At 69.4% G+C, this 19,134-nt stretch carries 18 protein-coding genes, 1 tRNA gene and 1 other RNA gene; 12 read left to right on the plus strand and 8 right to left on the minus strand.

What is annotated here, in order from left to right:
• Nucleotides 1-62 precede the first annotated feature (62 nt).
• Nucleotides 63-824, plus strand: a complete 762-nt coding sequence (locus tag A5697_RS01755; protein WP_067943397.1) for an Rv3717 family N-acetylmuramoyl-L-alanine amidase — start codon at nucleotides 63-65, stop codon at nucleotides 822-824.
• On the opposite strand, the gene A5697_RS01760 is transcribed toward A5697_RS01755, so the two are convergent.
• Nucleotides 821-1,264, minus strand: a complete 444-nt coding sequence (locus A5697_RS01760; RefSeq protein WP_068007458.1) for an SRPBCC family protein — start codon at nucleotides 1,262-1,264, stop codon at nucleotides 821-823. The genes A5697_RS01755 and A5697_RS01760 overlap by 4 nt on opposite strands.
• A 67-nt stretch (nucleotides 1,265-1,331) precedes the next feature.
• Between A5697_RS01760 and A5697_RS01765 the strand changes: the two genes are divergently transcribed.
• Nucleotides 1,332-2,723: an FAD-binding oxidoreductase gene (locus tag A5697_RS01765; protein WP_068007461.1), complete on the plus strand. Its 1,392-nt coding sequence runs from the start codon at nucleotides 1,332-1,334 to the stop codon at nucleotides 2,721-2,723.
• Complete coding sequence (locus A5697_RS01770) at nucleotides 2,720-4,030, plus strand: class I SAM-dependent methyltransferase (RefSeq protein WP_197500885.1); 1,311 nt, start codon at nucleotides 2,720-2,722, stop codon at nucleotides 4,028-4,030. The genes A5697_RS01765 and A5697_RS01770 overlap by 4 nt, the downstream gene beginning before the upstream one ends.
• Nucleotides 4,031-4,039: 9 nt before the next feature.
• On the opposite strand, the gene A5697_RS01775 is transcribed toward A5697_RS01770, so the two are convergent.
• The 3 genes from A5697_RS01775 to ffs form a co-directional block, all read right to left on the minus strand.
• Nucleotides 4,040-5,854, minus strand: a complete 1,815-nt coding sequence (locus tag A5697_RS01775) for a DNA polymerase III subunits gamma/tau (RefSeq protein WP_068007463.1) — start codon at nucleotides 5,852-5,854, stop codon at nucleotides 4,040-4,042.
• A gap of 55 nt (nucleotides 5,855-5,909) precedes the next feature.
• Complete coding sequence (locus A5697_RS01780; RefSeq protein ID WP_156673056.1) at nucleotides 5,910-7,205, minus strand: aminotransferase; 1,296 nt, start codon at nucleotides 7,203-7,205, stop codon at nucleotides 5,910-5,912.
• Between the two features lie 57 nt (nucleotides 7,206-7,262).
• An RNA gene (ffs, locus tag A5697_RS01785) (signal recognition particle sRNA small type) lies at nucleotides 7,263-7,357 on the minus strand.
• Between the two features lie 74 nt (nucleotides 7,358-7,431).
• Between ffs and A5697_RS01790 the strand changes: the two genes are divergently transcribed.
• A tRNA-Ser gene (locus A5697_RS01790) sits at nucleotides 7,432-7,517 on the plus strand.
• 92 nt (nucleotides 7,518-7,609) lie between these two features.
• Entirely contained in the window at nucleotides 7,610-8,389 is a 780-nt protein-coding gene (locus A5697_RS01795) for a hypothetical protein (RefSeq protein ID WP_068007467.1), read from the plus strand.
• On the opposite strand, the gene A5697_RS01800 is transcribed toward A5697_RS01795, so the two are convergent.
• Both A5697_RS01800 and A5697_RS01805 read right to left on the minus strand, forming a co-directional pair.
• Nucleotides 8,390-9,133, minus strand: a complete 744-nt coding sequence (locus A5697_RS01800) for an enoyl-CoA hydratase/isomerase family protein (RefSeq protein ID WP_082953200.1) — start codon at nucleotides 9,131-9,133, stop codon at nucleotides 8,390-8,392.
• Between the two features lie 14 nt (nucleotides 9,134-9,147).
• Entirely contained in the window at nucleotides 9,148-9,528 is a 381-nt protein-coding gene (locus A5697_RS01805; protein WP_067278284.1) for a hypothetical protein, read from the minus strand.
• Between the two features lie 143 nt (nucleotides 9,529-9,671).
• Here A5697_RS01805 and A5697_RS01810 point away from each other — a divergent pair, with 143 nt between their 5' ends.
• From A5697_RS01810 to A5697_RS01820, 3 genes are all read left to right on the plus strand, one after another.
• The gene (locus tag A5697_RS01810; RefSeq protein ID WP_067943384.1) at nucleotides 9,672-10,151 is read left to right on the plus strand and encodes a lipoprotein LpqH; all 480 of its coding nucleotides are present in this window, start codon (nucleotides 9,672-9,674) and stop codon (nucleotides 10,149-10,151) included.
• 95 nt (nucleotides 10,152-10,246) lie between these two features.
• On the plus strand, nucleotides 10,247-11,938 hold the full coding sequence (locus A5697_RS01815; RefSeq protein ID WP_068007473.1) for a hypothetical protein: 1,692 nt from the start codon (nucleotides 10,247-10,249) through the stop codon (nucleotides 11,936-11,938).
• Complete coding sequence (locus A5697_RS01820; protein WP_068007568.1) at nucleotides 11,935-13,281, plus strand: CHAT domain-containing protein; 1,347 nt, start codon at nucleotides 11,935-11,937, stop codon at nucleotides 13,279-13,281. The genes A5697_RS01815 and A5697_RS01820 overlap by 4 nt, the downstream gene beginning before the upstream one ends.
• Nucleotides 13,282-13,284: 3 nt before the next feature.
• Here A5697_RS01820 and A5697_RS01825 read toward each other — a convergent pair whose 3' ends face one another.
• Complete coding sequence (locus A5697_RS01825) at nucleotides 13,285-13,623, minus strand: hypothetical protein (RefSeq protein WP_068007476.1); 339 nt, start codon at nucleotides 13,621-13,623, stop codon at nucleotides 13,285-13,287.
• Between the two features lie 44 nt (nucleotides 13,624-13,667).
• On the opposite strand from A5697_RS01825, the gene A5697_RS01830 reads away from it, so the two are divergent.
• Genes A5697_RS01830 through A5697_RS01845 form a run of 4 tightly spaced genes read left to right on the plus strand, consistent with a single transcriptional unit; the run spans nucleotide 13,668 to nucleotide 17,846 of the window.
• Nucleotides 13,668-14,981 (plus strand): hypothetical protein, encoded by a 1,314-nt coding sequence (locus A5697_RS01830; RefSeq protein WP_068007570.1) that lies wholly within the window; start codon nucleotides 13,668-13,670, stop codon nucleotides 14,979-14,981.
• Complete coding sequence (locus tag A5697_RS01835) at nucleotides 14,978-16,114, plus strand: hypothetical protein (RefSeq protein WP_068007478.1); 1,137 nt, start codon at nucleotides 14,978-14,980, stop codon at nucleotides 16,112-16,114. The genes A5697_RS01830 and A5697_RS01835 overlap by 4 nt, the downstream gene beginning before the upstream one ends.
• Before the next feature lie 29 nt (nucleotides 16,115-16,143).
• A complete protein-coding gene (locus A5697_RS01840; protein WP_068007481.1) occupies nucleotides 16,144-17,211 on the plus strand; it encodes a dihydrodipicolinate reductase in 1,068 nt (355 codons plus the stop codon).
• Nucleotides 17,208-17,846 (plus strand): cutinase family protein, encoded by a 639-nt coding sequence (locus A5697_RS01845; RefSeq protein ID WP_082953196.1) that lies wholly within the window; start codon nucleotides 17,208-17,210, stop codon nucleotides 17,844-17,846. Before A5697_RS01840 ends, A5697_RS01845 begins: the two co-directional genes overlap by 4 nt.
• On the opposite strand, the gene A5697_RS01850 is transcribed toward A5697_RS01845, so the two are convergent.
• Nucleotides 17,841-19,115: a serine hydrolase domain-containing protein gene (locus A5697_RS01850; protein ID WP_068007484.1), complete on the minus strand. Its 1,275-nt coding sequence runs from the start codon at nucleotides 19,113-19,115 to the stop codon at nucleotides 17,841-17,843. The genes A5697_RS01845 and A5697_RS01850 overlap by 6 nt on opposite strands.
• Nucleotides 19,116-19,134: the final 19 nt, after the last annotated feature.

A 19,134-nucleotide genomic window follows, 5' to 3' on the forward strand; every position in this document is an offset into this window, starting at 1 on the left:
GCCTGCGTGTGTCCGGCGATTCGAAACACTCAGCGTAGACCGCGCGACGCTACCTTTGCGCCGTGGACCTACGAGTGAGCAGGCGTGTCGGCATCAAGTTGGTCATCGGCGTGCTGGTTGCCGCCTCGGCCACGATCACCCCGACCGCCGGCGCGGTCCCGTCCAACATCGCCGGCATGGTGGTTTTCATCGATCCCGGCCACAACGGCTCCAACGACGCGTCCATCGGCCGCCAGGTGCCCACCGGCCGCGGCGGTACCAAGGACTGCCAGGCGAGCGGGACGTCGACCAACAGCGGCTACCAGGAACACACCTTCACCTGGGACACCGCGCTACGTGTCCGCCAGGAGTTGAACGCCCTCGGCGTCCGGACCGCCATGGCGCGCGGCAACGACACCGGGCTGGGGCCGTGCGTCGACGAGCGCGCCAACATGGCCAACGCGTTGCATCCCAACGCGGTCCTGAGCATCCACGCCGACGGCGGCCCGGCCTCGGGCCGGGGATTCCACGTCAACTACTCGGCCCCGCCGCTCAACCAGGTGCAGGCCGGACCGTCGGTGCAGTACGCCCGGATCATGCGCGACCAGATGCAGGCCTCCGGGATTCCGCCGGCCAACTACATCGGCCAGAACGGGCTGTATGGGCGCTCGGACCTCGCCGGGCTGAACCTGGCGCAGTACCCGTCGATCCTGGTCGAGTGCGGCAATATGAAGAACCCTGCCGACTCGGCGCTGATGGAGTCGGCCGAGGGCAGGCAGAAGTACGCCGACGCGATGGTCCGCGGCGTCGCGGGTTTCCTCGCCTCGCAGGGCCAGGCGCGCTAGGCGGAGCCTTCCAATTCGTTCTTCAGGTTGGCCAACACCTCACCCTGAATCCGCTTGAGCCCCAACGGCGCAAAGGTTTTCTCGAAGAAGCCCTTGACGCCGCCCGCACCGGTCCAGGTCGTCTTCACGGTGATGCTGGACCCGGGTCCGGCCGGGGCCACCGTCCAGTTGATGATCATCGACGAGTTGGCGTCCTTCTCGATGACGGAATGGCCGGCGACGTCGACGTTGACCTGCACATCGCGGACGCGAGATTTGGTGGCCTGCAGCTTCCATTTGGCGACGGTGCCCGCGCCCTGGCCGCCCCGCAACACCTGGTAATCGCTGTACTGCGGGGACAGAATCTTCGGGCGCACCCGCTGATAGTCCGCGACGGCCGCGAGGGTGGCGGCCGGCTCGGCATTGACCAAAATTGTGCTGGCAGCACTCACCTGTCCCAAAACAACTCCCGAAAGCTATGCCGCCCGCGCGCGGGTGCACGGGCTGTGGTCGAAGACTAGGGTATATGTGGTGCCTGTCCCTGGATCTGCACTCTCGGCGCACAAGTCGGGCGTTGACCGGTTGATGGCGAGTTATCGATCCATCCCCGCGACGTCCGCCGTCAGGCTCGCCAAGCCGACCTCAAACCTGTTCCGCGCCCGCACTAAACGCGACGCTCCCGGCCTGGACACGTCGGGGCTGACCGGCGTGCTGAGCGTCGATCCCGAAGCCCGCACCGCCGATGTGGCCGGCATGTGCACTTACGAGGACCTGGTGGCCGCGACGCTGCCTTACGGCCTTTCGCCACTGGTCGTCCCGCAATTGAAGACCATCACGCTCGGTGGCGCGGTCAGCGGCCTGGGCATCGAGTCGGCGTCGTTTCGCAATGGCCTGCCCCATGAATCCGTGCTCGAGATGGACATCCTCACCGGCGCCGGCGAGTTGCTCACCGCGTCGCGCACCCAGCATCCCGACTTGTTCCGCGCCTTCCCCAATTCCTATGGGACGCTGGGATATTCAACGCGGCTGCGGATCGAGTTGGAGCCCGTCGCGCCGTTTGTCGCGTTGCGGCACGTCCGGTTCCGCTCGCTGCCCGCGCTGATCGCGGCGATGGAACGCATCATCGATACCGGCGGGCAGGGCGGCACGCCGGTCGACTATCTCGACGGTGTGGTGTTCAGCGCCGACGAGAGCTACCTGTGCGTGGGCCGGCGAACCACCACCCCGGGACCGGTCAGCGACTACACCGGGAACAGCATCTACTACCAATCGATCCGGCACGACTCCCCCGGTGTGGAAGCCACCAAGGACGACCGGCTGACCATGCACGACTACTTCTGGCGCTGGGACACCGACTGGTTCTGGTGCTCGCGCGCGTTCGGTGTGCAGAACCCGCGGCTGCGGCGCTGGTGGCCGCGCCGCTACCGGCGCAGCAGCGTCTACTCGAAGCTCGTCGCCATCGACCAGCGCTTCGGCGTCGCCGACCGGATCGAGAAACGCCATGGGCGCCCCCCGCGTGAGCGGGTGGTCCAGGATGTCGAGCTGCCGGTCGAACGGACCTGCGAGTTCCTGGAGTGGTTCCTGCAGAACGTGCCCATCACCCCGATCTGGCTGTGTCCGCTGCGGCTGCGCGATGACGGGGGCTGGCCGCTGTATCCGATGCGGCCGGACCACACCTACGTCAACATCGGCTTCTGGTCTTCGGTGCCGGCGGGCGCCACGGAAGGCGCCACCAACCGGACGATCGAAGCGAAGGTGAGCGAGCTCGACGGGCACAAGTCGCTGTATTCCGATTCGTATTACGCCCGCGAGGAATTCGACGAGTTGTACGGCGGCGAGGCCTACAACACGATCAAGAAAACCTACGACCCCGATTCCCGGCTACTCGACCTCTACGCGAAGGCGGTGCAACGGCGATGACGACAACCAAAGAACCCCGCCGCGCCACGGCCCGAAAACTCAGCATGGCGGAGATCTTGGAGATCTTCGCCGCCACCGGGCGACACCCGCTGAAGTTCACCGCCTACGACGGCAGCACCGCGGGCAGCAAGGATGCCCAACTGGGCCTGGATCTTCGGACCCCGCGCGGCGCCACCTACCTGGCCACCGCTCCCGGCGAACTCGGCCTGGCCCGCGCATATGTGGCGGGCGACATGGACCTGTACGGCGTCCACCCCGGTGATCCCTACCAGCTGCTCAAGACGCTGACCGACCGCGTGCAGTTCAAGCGGCCGCCGGCGCGGGTGCTCGCCAACGTGGTGCGCTCGATGGGGCTGGAGCGGCTGGTGCCGGTTCCCCCGCCGCCGCAGGAGACCCCGCCCCGGTGGCGGCGGATCGCCGACGGGCTGATGCACACCAAGACCCGCGACGCCGAGGCCATCCACCACCACTACGACGTTTCCAACACCTTCTACGAATGGGTGCTCGGCCCGTCGATGACGTACACGTGTGCGGTCTACCCCGACGCCGACGCGACTCTGGAAGAGGCCCAGGAGAACAAGTACCGGCTGGTCTTCGAGAAATTGCGGCTGCAGCAAGGTGATCGGCTGCTCGACGTGGGCTGCGGTTGGGGCGGCATGGTGCGGTTCGCCGCGCGACGCGGTGTCCGGGTGATCGGCGCCACCCTGTCGGGCGAGCAGGCGAAGTGGGCGCAACGGGCGATCCAGGATGAGGGTCTCGAGGACTTGGCCGAAGTCCGGCATTCGGACTACCGCGACATCCGCGAGGGCGGGTTCGACGCGGTGTCCTCGATCGGGTTGACCGAGCACATCGGCGTCAAAAACTACCCGGCCTACTTCGGGTTCCTGAAGTCGAAGCTGCGCACGGGCGGGCTGCTGCTCAATCACTGCATCACCCGCCACGACAACAAATCGACTTCTTTCGCGGGCGGCTTCACCGACCGATATGTCTTCCCGGACGGGGAGCTGACCGGCTCGGGACGCATCATCACCGACGTCCAGGACGTGGGCTTCGAGGTGCTGCACGAGGAGAACTTCCGGCATCACTACGCGATGACGCTGCGCGACTGGTGCCGCAACCTGGTCGAGCACTGGGCCGAGGCGGTCGACGAGGTCGGCCTGCCCACCGCCAAGGTGTGGGGCCTGTACATGGCGGCCTCGCGGGTCGCCTTCGAGCAGAACAACCTGCAGCTGCATCACGTCCTGGCGGCCAACGTGGACGCGCGAGGCGGCGACCACCTGCCGCTGCGGCCGTGGTGGACGCCCTAGGTCAACAGTTCAGGCGTTATCGATCCGGCGCGCGCCCAGTTCGTTCTGCAGTAGCTCGAGCGCGACCTCCTCGGGATCGCGGCGCGGCGCCGACGACTCAGTGCGGCCGGCTTCGGCGAGCATGTGCTCCTCTTCGTCGCGCTGCGCCACGTCGGGCGCGGGCTCGGCGGCCCTCGGCGCCGGCGCGGCGGATTCGACCGGCGCTGCGGCGCCGACCTCGCAACGCACCCGCCAGTTGACGCCCAGCGCATCTTTGAGCGCTTCGGCGATCACGTCGGCGTTGCGCTGTTCGCACAGCCGCTTGGCCAGCGGCGCCGACGAATGCGTCAGCACCAGCGTGTTCTCCTCGAGCGCGCGCACGGTGGCGCCCGCCAGCATCACCTCGGTGGTGCGACTGCGCTGGCGCACCTTGTCGCGCACCGTCGGCCACATGGTCCGCACAGCGGCCGCGTTGAGTTCACCGGGCGCGGCCGGTTCGGCAATCGGCGCGGCGGCCGGTTCCGGCACCGGGGGCGATGGGACCGGTTCGGGGACCGCCTCCGGCTTGGGGACGGGCGGAGCGGACCTGGGCGGGGCGGGTTCCTTGGGCGGGGCCGGCTCCTTGCGTGGCCGCGCCGGCGCGGTCACCGCCGGCGGGTGCGCGGCGGCCGCCTGGGAGGCGGGAATGGACAGGTCCAGCCGCGTCTCGATCCGCTCGACGCGCTGCAGCAGCGCCGACTCCGTGTCGCTGGCCGAGGGGAGCAGCAGCCGGGCGCAAACCACTTCGAGCAACAAGCGCGGGGCCGTCGCGCCGCGCATCTCGCCCAGCCCCGCCTGCACGACCTCGGCGTAGCGGGTCAGGGTGGCCGACCCGAGGCGGGCGGCCTGGTCGCGCATCCGGTCGAGCACGTCCTCCGGGGCGTCCACCACGCCGCGGCTGACCGCGTCCGGAACCGCCTGCAGCACGATGAGGTCGCGGAACCGCTCCAGCAGGTCGGTGGCGAAGCGCCGCGGGTCGTGGCCGGCATCGATCACCGATTCCACCGCGCCGAACAACGCCTCGGCATCCGACGCGGCGAGGGCGTCCACCGCATCGTCGATCAGCGCGACATCGGTGGCGCCCAACAACCCGAGCGCCCGCGGATAGGTGACGTGGTCGTCCTCGGCGCCCGCCAGCAGCTGGTCGAGCACCGACAGCGTGTCGCGTGGTGAGCCGCCGCCGGCGCGGATCACCAGCGGGAACACCGCGTCGTCGACGGCGACGTTCTCCTGCTCGCAGATCCGTCCGATCAGCGCCCGCATGGTCTTCGGGGGCAGCAGCCGGAACGGGTAATGGTGGGTGCGCGACCGGATCGTCGGCAGCACCTTTTCCGGTTCGGTCGTGGCGAAGATGAAGATGAGGTGCTCGGGCGGCTCCTCCACGATCTTGAGCAGCGCGTTGAATCCCGCGGTGGTCACCATGTGCGCCTCGTCGATGATGAACACCCGGTAGCGGGACTGCGCCGGCGCGTAGAACGCGCGGTCGCGCAGCTCGCGGGTGTCGTCCACGCCGCCGTGGCTGGCGGCGTCCAGCTCCACCACGTCGATGCTGCCGGGGGCGTTCGGGGCCAGCGCCGTGCACGATTCGCACACCCCGCACGGATTGGCCGTCGGCCCCTGCGCGCAGTTCAGCGACCGCGCCAGGATGCGCGCCGACGATGTTTTTCCGCAGCCGCGCGGCCCGGAGAACAGGTAGGCGTGGTTGATCCGGCCGGCTTCCAGGGCGATCGACAGTGGTTCGGTGACGTGCTCCTGCCCCACCACCTCGGCGAAGGTTGCCGGTCGGTACTTGCGGTAGAGGGCCACGGTCAGCAGGCTACCGGCGCGCGCTGACTGGAGCCCGGCGGGCGTGTCGTCGCCGTCAGCTCACACTGGACGCGGCGGAGACGAGCAGCGACTCGGATGCCGCGAACAGCGCGCAAGTGGCCAGCCCGTCGACCGCGTTGCGCAGGTCCGGCAGCGACGGGAAGGTGGGTGCGATCCGGATGTTCTTGTCGTCCGGGTCTTTTCGGTACGGGAACGACGCGCCCGCCTCGGTCACGGCGATGCCCGCGTCCTTGGCCAGCGCCACGGTCCGGCGTGCCGTACCCGGCAACACATCGAGGCTGATGAAGTAGCCCCCCTGGGGTTCGGTCCACGAGGCGATCTTGGAGTCGCTCAGCCGCTTGTCCAAAATGTCCAGCGCCAACTCGAATTTCGGCGCCAGGATCTGCTGGTGACGCAGCATGTGCAGGCGTACCCCGTCGGCGTCGCGGAAGAAGCGCAGGTGCCTCAGCTGGTTGACCTTGTCCGGGCCGATCGACTTCTTCCCCGCGTACTGCAGATACCACGCGATGTTGCCCAGCGATCCGCCGAGGAAGCTCACGCCGGCACCGGCGAAGGTGATCTTCGAGGTGGACGCGAAGACGTAGGGCCGGTTCGGGTTACCGGCCGCAGCGGCCAGCCCCAGCACGTCGATCTGGTGCGGGAAGTCGTGCGTCAACGTGTGCACGGCGTACGCGTTGTCCCAGAACAGCCGGAAGTCCGGCGCCGCCGTCCGCATCTGGACGAGCCGGCGGACCGTTTCCCAGGAATAGGTGATTCCGCTGGGGTTGCCGAACACCGGCACCGTCCACATGCCCTTGATGGCGGGGTCCACGGCGACCAGTTCCTCGATCAGGTCGACGTCGGGACCGTCGGCCAGCATCGGGATGGGAATCATCTCGATGCCCATCGTCTCGGTGATGGCGAAGTGCCGGTCATAGCCGGGAACGGGGCATAAGAATTTAATGCCGTCCTGCTCCTTCATCCATGGGCGCTGCGAGTCGACTCCGCCGTACAACATCGAGAAGGCGACCAGGTCGTGCATCAGCTCGAGGCTGGAGTTGTTGCCGGCGATCAGGTGGGGCACTGCGATCCCGAGCAGCTCTCCAAAGATGGCCCGCAGCTCGGGCAGGCCGTGCAGCCCGCCGTAGTTGCGGGTGTCGGTGCCCTCGCTGTCGCGGTAGTCGTCACCGGGCAGGCTCAGCAACTGGTTGGACAGGTCGAGCTGCTCGGGGGCCGGTTTGCCGCGGGTCAGGTCGAGGGACAGCTTCTTGGCCTGCAGGTCCGCGTAGTCCTGCTGGTTGCGCGCGTGCAGAGCCGCTAACTCTTCAGGGCTGAGGGAATCGAAAGACACCATGGGCCCTTTCGCTTAGAACGCTGGAAGATCAGTGGGGCCAAAACGGTCCCCCGGCATAGGGGACCCCGCGCACCCGACAGAGCCCATTGACCCTTGCTGCCTTCCGGCCCTGGGGGAGTTCACAGGATAGACGCCGCGCGGGGTCCACGGCGAGTCTAATACCTGGCACGGACTAGTCGGCGTGCGCCTCCAGGGCCGCGACGGCCTCGGTTACCATGGCCACGGAGGATTCGCCTAGTGGCCTATGGCGCTCGCCTGGAACGCGGGTTGGGTTAACAGCCCTCGCGGGTTCAAATCCCGCATCCTCCGCAACCGGTCCGCCATGCGGACGTGCACGAATTGGTTTGGATTCGGGTTGGCCGCCTTTAGGCTGGCGTGAACTCACCAGCGCGAGGAGGGGTATGGGGCGCAAGATTGCCGTGCCGTGGCACCTGCTGTTCTCCATCGCCGCCGGCGCCCTCTACTTCTTTTTCGTGTTGCCCCGTTGGCCGGAGCTGATGGGTGACACCACGCACTCGTTGGGGACGGCGCTTCGGATCGCGACGGGCGCGCTGTTCGCCCTGGCCGCGCTGCCCGTGGTGTTCAACCTGTTGCGGGTGCGCAAGCCGGAGCTGGGGACACCGCAGCTGGCCCTGACGCTGCGGGTCGCTTCGATCGTGGCCCATGTGCTGGCCGGCGTGCTCATCATCGGCGCGGCGATCAGCGAGATCTGGCTGAGCCTGGACGCCGCCGGACGGTATCTGTTCGCGATCTACGGCGCGGCGGCCGCGATCGGATTGCTCGGGTTCTTCGCGTTCTACCTGTCTTTCGTCGCCGAGTTGCCGCCGCCACCGCCGAAACCGATCAAGGCGAAGAAACCTAAGAAGCGTCGCTCGCGCCGCAAGGCGGGCGAAGAAGGCGGCGAACCCGCCGACGAGGCGGAGGAGGCCGAGGAGGCCGACGAGCCGGAGGAGACCGAGGAGCCGGAGGAGACCGAGGCCGTCACGGCCGAGGCTGCCGAAGAGACGGCCGAAGCGGCCGCGGCTCCCGAGGCGGAAGAACCCGCCGAAGAAACCGAAGCGACGGAAGCGACCGAAGCCAGGTTGCGCAACCGCCGCCCGACGGGCAAGGGGTCGCATCGGATGCGGCGCCGGCGCACCAGGGGCGGCGTCGCCGTCGAGGAAGCCCTCGACGAGGAATAGTCAGTCGCGCCGCCGCAGCCGCTCCACGTAGGCGGCGATCCGTTGCAGCGTCGGTTCCGCCCCCCACATCTGGCGGACCTCCTCGTCGACACCCCGGCCGTCACGGATCCGCGCCATCGTAGGGGCCCGCAGTTGGGCCTTGGTCTGGCGATAGGCGTCGGACGGGATGCCACCGAGATCGGACGCCTCGGCGACGGCCGCCTCGAGGAGATCGTCTTCGACCACGCGATGGGCCAGCCCGCGGGCGACGGCCTCGGCTCCGCGGTAGGTGCGCCCGCCCAACAGCACCTCCTCGGCGCGATCGCCGCAGGCGTAGCGCATGACTTCCAGCGCGGCGACCGGAAACGGCACCCCGACGCGCACCTCCGCCGCGCCGATCTGCGCCTGGGGGCCGATGAGGCGGCGGTCGCAGGCACACGCCAGCACGCATCCTCCGGCGATGGCGGCGCCGTTGATCGCGGCGACGGTCGGGCCCGGGTAGGAGAACACCGCCTCGAAAGCCGCAGACAGCGCGGGGACCAGCCGATCGGTGTAGCCCGCGCCGCCCTCCACCACGCGGTTGAGGTCTACCCCGGCGCTGAACGCCCGACCGGCCCCGGTGACGACCAGCGCGCCGGCCTTCGAACCCCCCAGATCGCGCACCGCCAGCGTCAGCTCGTCGAGCAGCTCGACGTCCTGGGCGTTGACCGGCCCCGACGACAGGGTCAGCACCTGCACGGTTTCCACCGTCTTGATGTCGATCATGGTCACATCCTCGGTCAGCGGCTCACGGCCGCGATGACGACCGGAATATCGGTGTTCTCGTCGGTGTGATAGCTCGCGCACACGCGGTGATAGCCGTCGGCGATCTGCAGCGGAGCTCCGGTGGGGAAGTCGCCGCGCACCAGCAGGATGGGCGACAGCGGTTGCCCCTTCTCGATTTTGGTCAGGTCCGCCGCGACGTGCGGGTTGTCGACGGGCAATAGACCCAGCCGCGCCGCACGCAGGATGTCCTTGGCCTTCCGGTGTGTAACGGTGCCGGCCTTCAACTTCTTGATCACCTTCTTCACCGTCGCCGGGTCCGCGAGCATGGTGAGGTAGTCCGCCGCCGCTGGAAAGTCATGGGCCTCAGGCTTTTCCAGCCACTTCACGCTCAGCATCGCGTGCCTCCTTCGTCAGCGTCGACCTCGACGCAGCCTACCGGCCCGACGCGGCGAAATTTGGGATCGGTAGCGAATCCAGGGGGCTGTACTTGCGCCATGACGACGCCATCGGGGCGGCGCATGGAGGAAGGAATCACGAAGTGAAGCGACTTCTCGCGGCTGCGATCGGGACACTGGGCGCCGCATCGGTGCTGGTGGGGTGCTCCAGCGGCGGCCACACGGCCAGCCCGGCGTCGAGCACGGCACCCAGCGTCGCCAACGGCGGCGGGGCGCAGGTCAAAGTTGGCGGCGCCGACCTGGCGGGCCTGGACCCGGCCTCGGTGACCTGCGTCCGGACCGGCGGCAAGATCGACATCGGCAGTGGCTCCAGCGGCGGACGGCAGGCGCTGGCCGTCGTCATGACCGACGAGGCCACCCCGAAGGTCGAGTCGCTGGCAATGGTTGTCGACGGCAATGCCCTGTCGGTCAGCAACAACATGGGCGCGAAGGTCGGCTCGGCCAACGTGGCGGTGGACGGCAAGACCTACACCATCACCGGCCAGGCGCAGGGCGCCGACTTGAAGAACCCGATGGCCGGCATGATCAGCAAGGACTTCAACATCAAGGTGACCTGCGGCTGATCGGTTGCGACCGGGCGGCGGACGTGCATCACTCACGCGTCCGCCGCTCGCCGCTTTCCCAGCCCGGGCAGCGCCCGCGGACTTATGATGCAGCCGTGTCGATCCCCGACCAGTTGGACAACGCGCGCCGCCTGGCGTTCGCGGCCGATGAAGCCGGGGCGCGCGATCTGCTGCTGTCCTTGATACCGCGCATCGAGCGGGAGGACCGGGACGATCTGATGCTGGAAGTCCTCGCGCAACTCGGCGAAATCTACCTCGAGCGCGGCGCGAATGACGGCGTGCGCGAATCCATCCGGCGCATTCAGGACTGCGTGGCGATCTACGCGAGCATGCCCGCCGATGCCGAGACCACGCACATGATCCGCCGGTACTCGCGCCGGGCCCAGTTTCTGCAAATCGGCCTGGCCGCGGCGATCGGCGATCACGAGGGCGCGGCGGCGGCACTGGCGGCGTTGGACGACGACGCGGACGTTCCCGCGCTGGCCGACGAACACGCTCGCCTGCGCATCCATGCGCTGGTGCTGTGCGCGACAGCGCTGTGCGACGACGACCTGCATGTCCGGTCGGTCCCGTTGTGGGAGAACATGCTTCGTGGCCTGGCGGACTACGGCGGGAGCGGCGATGCCGCCGACCACCTCCGGGTCGTCGCCGGCATCGGGTACGGCAGGTTCTGCGTCCAAACGGGCCGGCTGCCGGAGGCTGATCCCTGGCTGCGTCGCGCGGAAGCCCGCGCACAGGCCAACGGCTGGGAACTGGCCACGGCGCAAGCACGATTGGAGCGGGCGGCGGCGTGCTGGGCGGCCAACGACCACGCCGGCACCGAGCAACTGGTGTCCGAGGCCTATCCCGTCATCGCCCGCCACGCCAGGGCCCACGACGTCGCCCGCTGCTGGCTGTACATGGGGCTCACCCGGCTGGGGGCCGGCGCCCTGGAAGCCGCCGACGAATGCTGGGAGCACGCGGAGCGGCACTGGCGCGAATTGGGAAAGCTGCTCCACCTGCACCGTATCCTGTTGCAGCGCAGCTGGATCGCGATCTTCTGGAGCCGCTTCGCCAAAGCGGTCGAGCTGATCGCCGAGGCCCGCGAACTGCTCGACTCGTCCCCGCGCAGCAGCTGGCTGCAGTACGCGCTGCTCGACAATCATCTCGGCACGGTGTGGCGCGCGGATGCGTTGGCGGACCTCGGTTTCGACAGCTCGGGCGATCCCGACGAGACGCTGCAGGAGACGGAGGCCCGGCAGGCGGAGGGACTCGGCATCCTGCACGGCGAGGTCGGCACCGACGAATACCGGCGCGGCATGACGAAGCTGCAGCAGGCCGCCGAGCTCAAGGTCCCCGCCGCCCTGGCGGTCGACTCAGTGCGGTATTCGATCGCCGACGCCGATGCGCGAGCGCGCTGGGCCGCCAGCATTTCGGCCCCCGTCCTGGCCGGCGCCTTCGCCGTCGCCTGGGAATGGGAGAACACCGAACTGATCAGTCAGCTGGTCGAATATCACAGTGCCCGGGGGACTTTCGGTGCCGGTCCGCAGCGGCCGCGGACCGGCGAATGGGCGTCGACCGCCACCGCCCACGTCCCCCTCGAGGCCGACCTGGAGCCGGCCCCCGCGCTGGCCGCGGCCGGCTCGCCGGGCCCCGGCGGCGCGTCGCTGACCCGGCTCGGACCGTTGCCGCCGTTGCGGATGCAGCCGGATACCGAGCCGATCCTGAGCCACTATCGGGCGCTGGCATTTCAGCGCTACGGCCGCGACGTCACCGCGACCGAGCCCGCTTGGTCGACCTGGCCGTGAGCGACACCGACCGGGCCACCCTGATCCTGCGGTACGCCGACGTCGGGATCGCCACCTACGCCAGCCTGCGGGTCGTCGGTCAGCCGTCCCGAACCGTCAACTGGGTCATCGAAGAGCCGCTGTTGCTGGCCGCGCTGGAAGAACTCGCGAACGCCCTGCCCGAGCCGCACGGTTCCGAGGACCCGCGGGACGCCATCGAGCGGGCGCTGACCGCCGGGCCGTTCGCGGCGGCGGACAGCGAGCTGACGCTCGCCTACATCCTTGGGGTGCTGCTGATCGGCTCCCCCGGCTGGCAACTGTTGGCCGAATGCGTGGCCACGCCGCGGCCCGTGCTGTTCGTCTCGCCCAGCGCGCGGCTGGCCCGTGTCCCGTGGGGGCTGCTGGCGGTACCGAAATCGGGTCCCAGCAAGGAAGAATTGGTGCGCGCCCGCCAGGAGGCCATCACCGCCAGCGGCCGGGCCGCCGCCCGGATCCCCTGGCAGCTCGCGGACATCGGGAAACACACCGACGGCTACCGGCTGATGGAACTGGTCGACGTCCTGATGGCGGTACCGCCGAACATCGTGCATTCGCCGCGGGCGCCCGCCGGATGGGACGCCAGGAAGGACGGCCCGCCGCTGCTGGTCCTCGACCCCAGGGTGCCGGGGCAGCGCCCGGACTCCGCGCTCGGGTCGGTGTTGGGCAGGCCCGCGCCGGACACACCCTTGGCGCGGCACTTCACCGGGGTGCTCGAGCACCGACCGGTCCTACCGGCCATTGAATCGGCGGTCGAACTGTTCCGCCGCCAGGATGCCGATCGCACGTGGCTGGCCAAGCTGCTGGCTCAGAGCCCGAGCAGGCTGCTATATGTGGGCCACGCGAGTTCGGCGGACGGCCAAGCCGATCGGGCCGCGCTGCACCTGGCCGATACCGCCGACATTCCCGGCGACGCCGACGCCATCGGCGATCACCGCCCGCTGACCGCGTCGGACCTGATGGCCCTGCAACTGCCGATGCCCCCGCGGGTGGCCCTGCTCGCGTGCGGTTCGGGCGGGGACTACCAATTCGACGAGGCCACCGGGCTGGTGGCGGCGATGGTCCTGGGCGGCGCCCAGTTGGTCACCGCCACGCTGTGGTCGCTGCCCACCACCGCGGCCTACCGCCAGTTCACCACGGCCACCGCCGATCCGATGGCCGACGTCGTCGCCGCCGTCGATCGCGCACATGACGCCGACGGAGACGCCGGGTGCGCGGTGAACCGTTGGCAGCGCGAACGGATGCGGCGCTGGCGCGACGGCGAGGCCACCGCGAGCCCGCTGTACTGGGGTGCGGTGGTCAGCTTCGCCGTGGACGGCGCGCGCTAGCCCTCACAGCGACGCGACGAAGGCCGCGTGTACCGCCAGCACGTCGTCGGGCAGCGAAAGTTCCTCGCGCGCAGCGGGATCGAACGCCACCAGAACGACCAGGCCGGGCCGCAGCATCGACACGTCGAGATCGTCGCCGCAGCGTGCCAGCTTGCCGATGAAGGTCTCCCCGGAGACGGCGACCACCTCGATGAAAACCTGACGCTCGACCGCGCGCACGGTGCCGACCCCGACGGCGCGGTCCCCGCCGCCGCGACGCCGGGCGCACCTGAGCCGATCAACCAGCACCAACAGCTTGTTCATGCGACCAGGGTGAAGCCACCGACCGGCTACCGAACCCAAGTTTTCGGCTGCCGGGTTTCGCGCGATGCCCCTATTCTGTGCAGATGAGCGCGGATTCGCAGCTGGCCGTCGCGGTCGGCCACCCACGCCGGTCGGTGATCGACGCGGCGTGGCGGGCGATCGGCCCGGGTGTGGAGGTGCTCAGCAGCGACGACGGCGGCCCGTTGAGCCGTACCGTCAAACGCATCATCGACCCTTTGGTGCTCCGGTTGCGGTCGAACCCGCAATATTCCGCTCCCGTCGTCACCCCCGAGACGGCCGCGGCGATGCGCGACCTGATCGTCGGCAGTGGAGACGAATTACGCTCGGCCGCAGCGTGGTTCGAGGTTCTCAAGATGGAGCGCCGGCGGCAGCGCATCCGCACGGGGAACGCCCAGGAACTGTACTTCCCGGTGTGCTTCGAGCTCGCGGTAACGAAAGGCCCACCGGCACCGCAGGATCGCGAGACGGCCGCCGCGGTGCTGGGCGACGTCCACCAGGGCCGCGACCGCACCGCGATCGAGGTGCTGAACCAATACGTGGCCAACCCCGAAGCGGTCGCGAAGCTGGCGGACCAGCTCGACCACAGCTGGCGGGACGTGCGGCCTGGTGACACCGTCACCGCCCCCTTTCTGGCCGAGCTCGCCACCGTGCTGGGGCCCGCCAACAGCCACCGGAGCGCGACGGCGCGGCAGCGGGTCTGGTCGGCGATGATCGCCGACGCCACGCCGTACAACCTCGGGGCGCTGGCCCGCGTCGAGGCGGCGGAACTGCCGTGGTCGATTGTCGAACTCGGCCTGAGTTCCGTTGCCCCGCAACGTCCTCCGCAAGTCGCAGGCGACTCCGACAGCGACCGGCCGCTGGACCGCAGCGTGGTGGACCGGGTGCGCGCCACCCTGCGCCGCGCCCTGGACCGTGACGCACTGCCCGATATCCCGCTGCTCTGCGAGGAAGAGGTCGACCGGGCCTGCGCGCCCTGGGGGCTGATGGCCGAGGACAAACAGGCCACGCTCGTCGCGGGGATCGAGGTCGCGGTGGAGCTGGCACCGCTCGACCCGTCCGTCGCCGGCCGCTATGCCCTGGCGGCGCAGATCCAGGCCCGGTTGCGCAAGGAGGCCTACGTACTGCACGCCAGGCGCTACCTCGTCGAAGGCGGCCCCATCCACCCGCGCCAACGGCAGGTGGTCGACGACCTCGCCGCCTACGCGCAGCCGTACCTGAGCCGACTCTGGGCACGGCTGCACGGGCGCGACGTATGGCAGGAGTCCTGCGACGATGTCGACGATGTGCGATCGCTGCTCGAGGGCGTCGCGCGCTCGGTGAGCCTGGACCACCGGCAGCGGATCAAGGCGATGCTGGAATTGCAGGTGGCCGGATGAGATTGGTTGCCGATTCCGGCCTGTGGAGCACCGGACCCGTCAGCGAGGCGACGCCGCTGGCCGCGGTGCTGGAGGTCAGCGGCGCGGTGCTGTCGTGGACTTTGGACCAGCCAGGCGAGCCGGACGGTGCGGCAACCCACATCACGTTCACCGATTTCGGCCGCGCCGACTGGCTTTGGCGGATCCTCGGCGAATCCGGACACGTCGCCCTGGCTTCGGCGATCGGGTCGGCGGACGACCCGCACGGCATCGACCTCGCCGGCGTGGACATCCTGCCGGGCTCGGTCGCCCCGCTGCGCAGGCTGGCGGTGGGCCATTGGCTGCGGCGCTGGTGGCCCGCAAGCCGGCGCGACGGCATCGCCGGCCTCGACCGCGCGTTGCTGGACCTCGAGGTCGCGTTGCTGACCGCCGGCGCGCAGGGCTTCTTCGCCGACGACACCTTGGATTCCGACGTGGCGGGATTACTGGCGCCGCACGCCGATGCCCTGGCCGCCCACGTCGCCGACGGCGATCCGCGCGCACTCGATCTGGTGCGGGCGGGCGCCGGCCTGGCCGACGAACTGGGCGTGGACGGCCCCGGCTGGCCCGAACTCTGTGCCGCCCTTGATGATTCGAGTATGCCCCTGAGCGTGCCGAGCGGCCGCCGCGACGACTACGCCCTGGCCGCGGGTGCGGGAGCGGGTCCGGGCGCCGCGGCTCCGATCACCCGCGGCGTCGCGTCCGTCAACTGGGGCGGGGTTCCGCCCGGCATCTTCGACGCGGGCGAAAACACCGTCGACTGGACGATCGAGGCGGCCGGGACGGCCGTCGCCTTGGTGCGGACCGCGGTCATCGGGCCGGACGCGCCCACCGGTATCGCCGTGCGGCTGCGCTCCGGCGCCGTTTCCGGCACCGGTGCCCTGGACGCCGACGGCCGAGCGACCCTCCCCCTGGTCGATGGCGCGCAACGTCCGCTGACCGAATCGGCGGCGTGGGGCCACGATTGGTCGGCCACGGCGGTGCACGTCGGGGCGGAGACGACGGAGTCCCCCGAAACCCGGGAACGCGTGCGGCGGTGGGCGCGGGCGCGGCTGGACCGGCCGGCCGGCGACGCGTTCCTGGCCGAAATTCTGGCGGCCGAATCCTCCTACTAACGCCGGCCCCGATTCCCTATGCTGAGCGAGTGCCAAACAACTATCGAGTGGTTCAGTGGAACACCGGCAACGTCGGCAAGAGCTCGCTGAAGTCGATCGTCGCCAACCCCACCTATGAGCTGGTGGGCTGCTACGCCTGGTCGGCGGAGAAGGTCGGCCGCGACGCCGGCGAACTGGTCGGGATCCCCCCGCTGGGTGTGGCGGCCACCAACGACGTCGACGCGCTGCTCGCGCTGAAGCCGGACTGCGTGGTCTACAACCCGATGTGGATCGATGTCGACGAGTTGGTGCGCATCCTGTCCGCGGGCGTCAACGTGGTGACCACGGCGTCGTTCATCACCGGGGGAAACCTCGGGAACGGCCGCGAGAAGTTGGCGCAGGCCTGCGAGAAGGGCGGCGCCACCATCTTCGGCTCCGGGGTGAGTCCGGGCTTCGCCGAGCTGCTGGCCATCGTGTCGGCGATGGTGTGCAACCGCATCGACAAGGTCACGGTGAACGAAGCCGCCGACACCACGTTCTACGACTCACCTGAAACCGAGAAGCCGGTGGGCTTCGGCCGGCCGATCGACCACCCCGACCTGCCGGCGATGGCGGCGAAGGGAACGGCCATCTTCGGCGAGGCCGTCCGGCTGGTGGGCGACGCGCTCGGCGTCGAGCTCGACGAGGTTAAGTGCGTGGCCGAGTTCGCCCAGACCACGGCGGATCTCGAGATGGCCTCCTGGACCATCCCCGCGGGCTGTGTGGCGGGCGTCTACATCAGCTGGCAGGGCATCGTCGGTGACACCACCCTGATCGACCTGAACGTGCGGTGGCGCAAGGGACAGACGCTCGAACCCGACTGGAAGATCGAACAGGACGGCTGGGTGATCCAGATCGACGGGCAGCCGACGGTGACCACCAAGGTCGGCTTCCTGCCGCCGCCCTACTTCGAGGCCACCACGCTCGAGGAGTTCATGGACCTCGGCCACATCATGACCGCGATGCCGGCGATCAACGCGATCCCCGCCGTCGTCGCGGCGGCGCCGGGCATCGTCACCTACACCGATCTTCCGCTGACGCTGCCGCGTGGGAACGCCTGTGTCAGCATAAAGCGGTGATCGCGAAGCGCATCGTCATTGGTGTTGCGATCGCGGTGACTTCGGCGGCATCGGGCGGGACGCTCAACAGCCCTGGCGCGCATGCTGATCCGTGTCCCGCGGTCGAGGTGGCCTTTGCCCGCGGCACCGGCCAGCCCGCGGGTGTCGGCAACGTCGGCCAGGCGTTCGTCGACTCGCTCGGCTCTCAGATCTCCGGTCGCTCGATGGGGGTCTACCCGGTGAACTATCCCGCGACCGAGGCTTTCGCGGCGAGCGCCCAGAACGGTGCGGATGACCTGGTCGCTCACGTACGGGACATGATCGGACGCTGCCCCAACACCCGAATGGTGCTCGGCGGATTCTCGCAGGGCGCGGGTGTGATCGATCTGGCCACGCCGGCCATGCCGCCCCAGGCGGCCGATCATGTCGCGGCGATCGCCGTCTTCGGCAACCCGACGAGCGCACTCGCGAATCGCTTGTCGGGCACCGTGTTCCCCCCGATCGGCCCGCCGTACGCCGCGAAGACCATCGACATGTGTGCCGCCGGCGACCCGGCGTGCTCCGATGGCTCCAACATCAACGTCTTCGCGCACGGCTCGTATGTGCAGTCCGGAATGACGGCGCAGGCCGCGAACCTCGTCGCCGCCCGGTTATAGAACCGCCTTGCGCCGAGTGGTTTTGGCGTAGGTGGCCCCGAGCTGCGGCACCCGCAGCGGGCCCTGATCACGGGCCGCCAGGATTTCGTTGCGCAGCGGACGAGCCAGGCCCGCAAAGGATCCCATGTCGAACAGCAACGGCGTCAGCAACCGGTTGTGGACGAAGCCGAACGAGCTGCCGGCCTCCGGGTCGGCCCAGCCGAGCGTCCCGCCGAGACCGACGTGGCCGAACCCCTTTAGCAGGCCGGGCACCGGCGATTCGTGGTAACCGAGGTGAAATGGCATGGGCACCACCATGTTCGCGTCCGGCCACTTCCGGCGCGCCTGCCCGGCCAGGCCGCGGGCCAGCTCCTCGGACAGGTACTTCTTGCCGTCGATACGCCCGCCGTTGGCCAGCACGGCATACATCTTCGCCAGTCCACGGCCGGTCACCACGCCGTTGGCGGCGGGCACCTCGCCGTCCAGGAAGGGGGTGTCCCCCTTGATCAGGGAGACGACGCCGGGAAAGTACATCGCGCCCAGCGCGCCGGAGAACGGCAGGCCGGCCATCTTGGGTGCGATGAAGTTGAACACCGGGGCGCGCAGCCTGCCCTGCGGTATCAGGATCTCCGCGGGCGTGGTCGGCGAGCCTTGCGGAGGGCGGCCGAGGTGCAGGCCGTCGGTGTTGAGGGGCCGCGCTATCTCCTGGCGGATCAGCTCCCGCATGCCCTTGCCCGTCACCGCCCTGGCCAGGCCGGACAGCAGCCATCCGTAGGTCAACGCGTGATAGGCCTGCACGCCTCGCAAGTGGTCGACCGGCGCGGCGGCGAGGCGTTCCTCCATCAGGGCGTGGTCCATCAACTGCGCCTTGGTTACGCCGCGCAGGTGCGACAACCCGGAGCGGTGCCGCAAGACGTCGCGGACCGTGATTTCGGCCTTGCCGTTAGCCGCGAACTCGGGCCAGTATTCGGCGACGGGCTCGTCATAGGACAGCAGGCCCCGGTCGGCCAGCCGATGGATCACCGTCGACGCGACACCCTTGGTCGCCGAGAACACCATCGCGCCGGTGTCGGCGGTCCAGAGCTGGGTGCCGGCCCGGTCCGACCAACCCGTCCAGACGTCGACCACCGGCACGCCGTCGATGTAGACGCTCAACGCTCCGCCACCGAACCGGCGCCCGGGAAACAGCTGCGCGAACAGCTTGACGACGTTGCCGAAATGGGGGTCGGCCGCACCGGAGACACCGCGTGGCAGACCATCGTCGGCGACCAGAAGAGCCGACGGCTTCACGGTGCCGCGCCGCCCCGCT

The organism is Mycobacterium sp. E3251, assembly GCF_001666835.1.
Taxonomy (GTDB): Bacteria; Actinomycetota; Actinomycetes; order Mycobacteriales; family Mycobacteriaceae; genus Mycobacterium.

Excerpts from the sequence above, each read along its gene's own strand:
- A5697_RS01770 (WP_197500885.1), top strand. The coding sequence starts at position 2,720 with ATGACGACAACCAAAGAACCCCGCCGCGCCACGGCCCGAAAACTCAGC.
- A5697_RS01800 (WP_082953200.1), bottom strand. The coding sequence starts at position 9,133 with ATGATCGACATCAAGACGGTGGAAACCGTGCAGGTGCTGACCCTGTCG.
- A5697_RS01835 (WP_068007478.1), top strand. The coding sequence starts at position 14,978 with ATGAGATTGGTTGCCGATTCCGGCCTGTGGAGCACCGGACCCGTCAGC.
- A5697_RS01795 (WP_068007467.1), top strand. The coding sequence starts at position 7,610 with ATGGGGCGCAAGATTGCCGTGCCGTGGCACCTGCTGTTCTCCATCGCC.
- A5697_RS01830 (WP_068007570.1), top strand. The coding sequence starts at position 13,668 with ATGAGCGCGGATTCGCAGCTGGCCGTCGCGGTCGGCCACCCACGCCGG.
- A5697_RS01805 (WP_067278284.1), bottom strand. The coding sequence starts at position 9,528 with ATGCTGAGCGTGAAGTGGCTGGAAAAGCCTGAGGCCCATGACTTTCCA.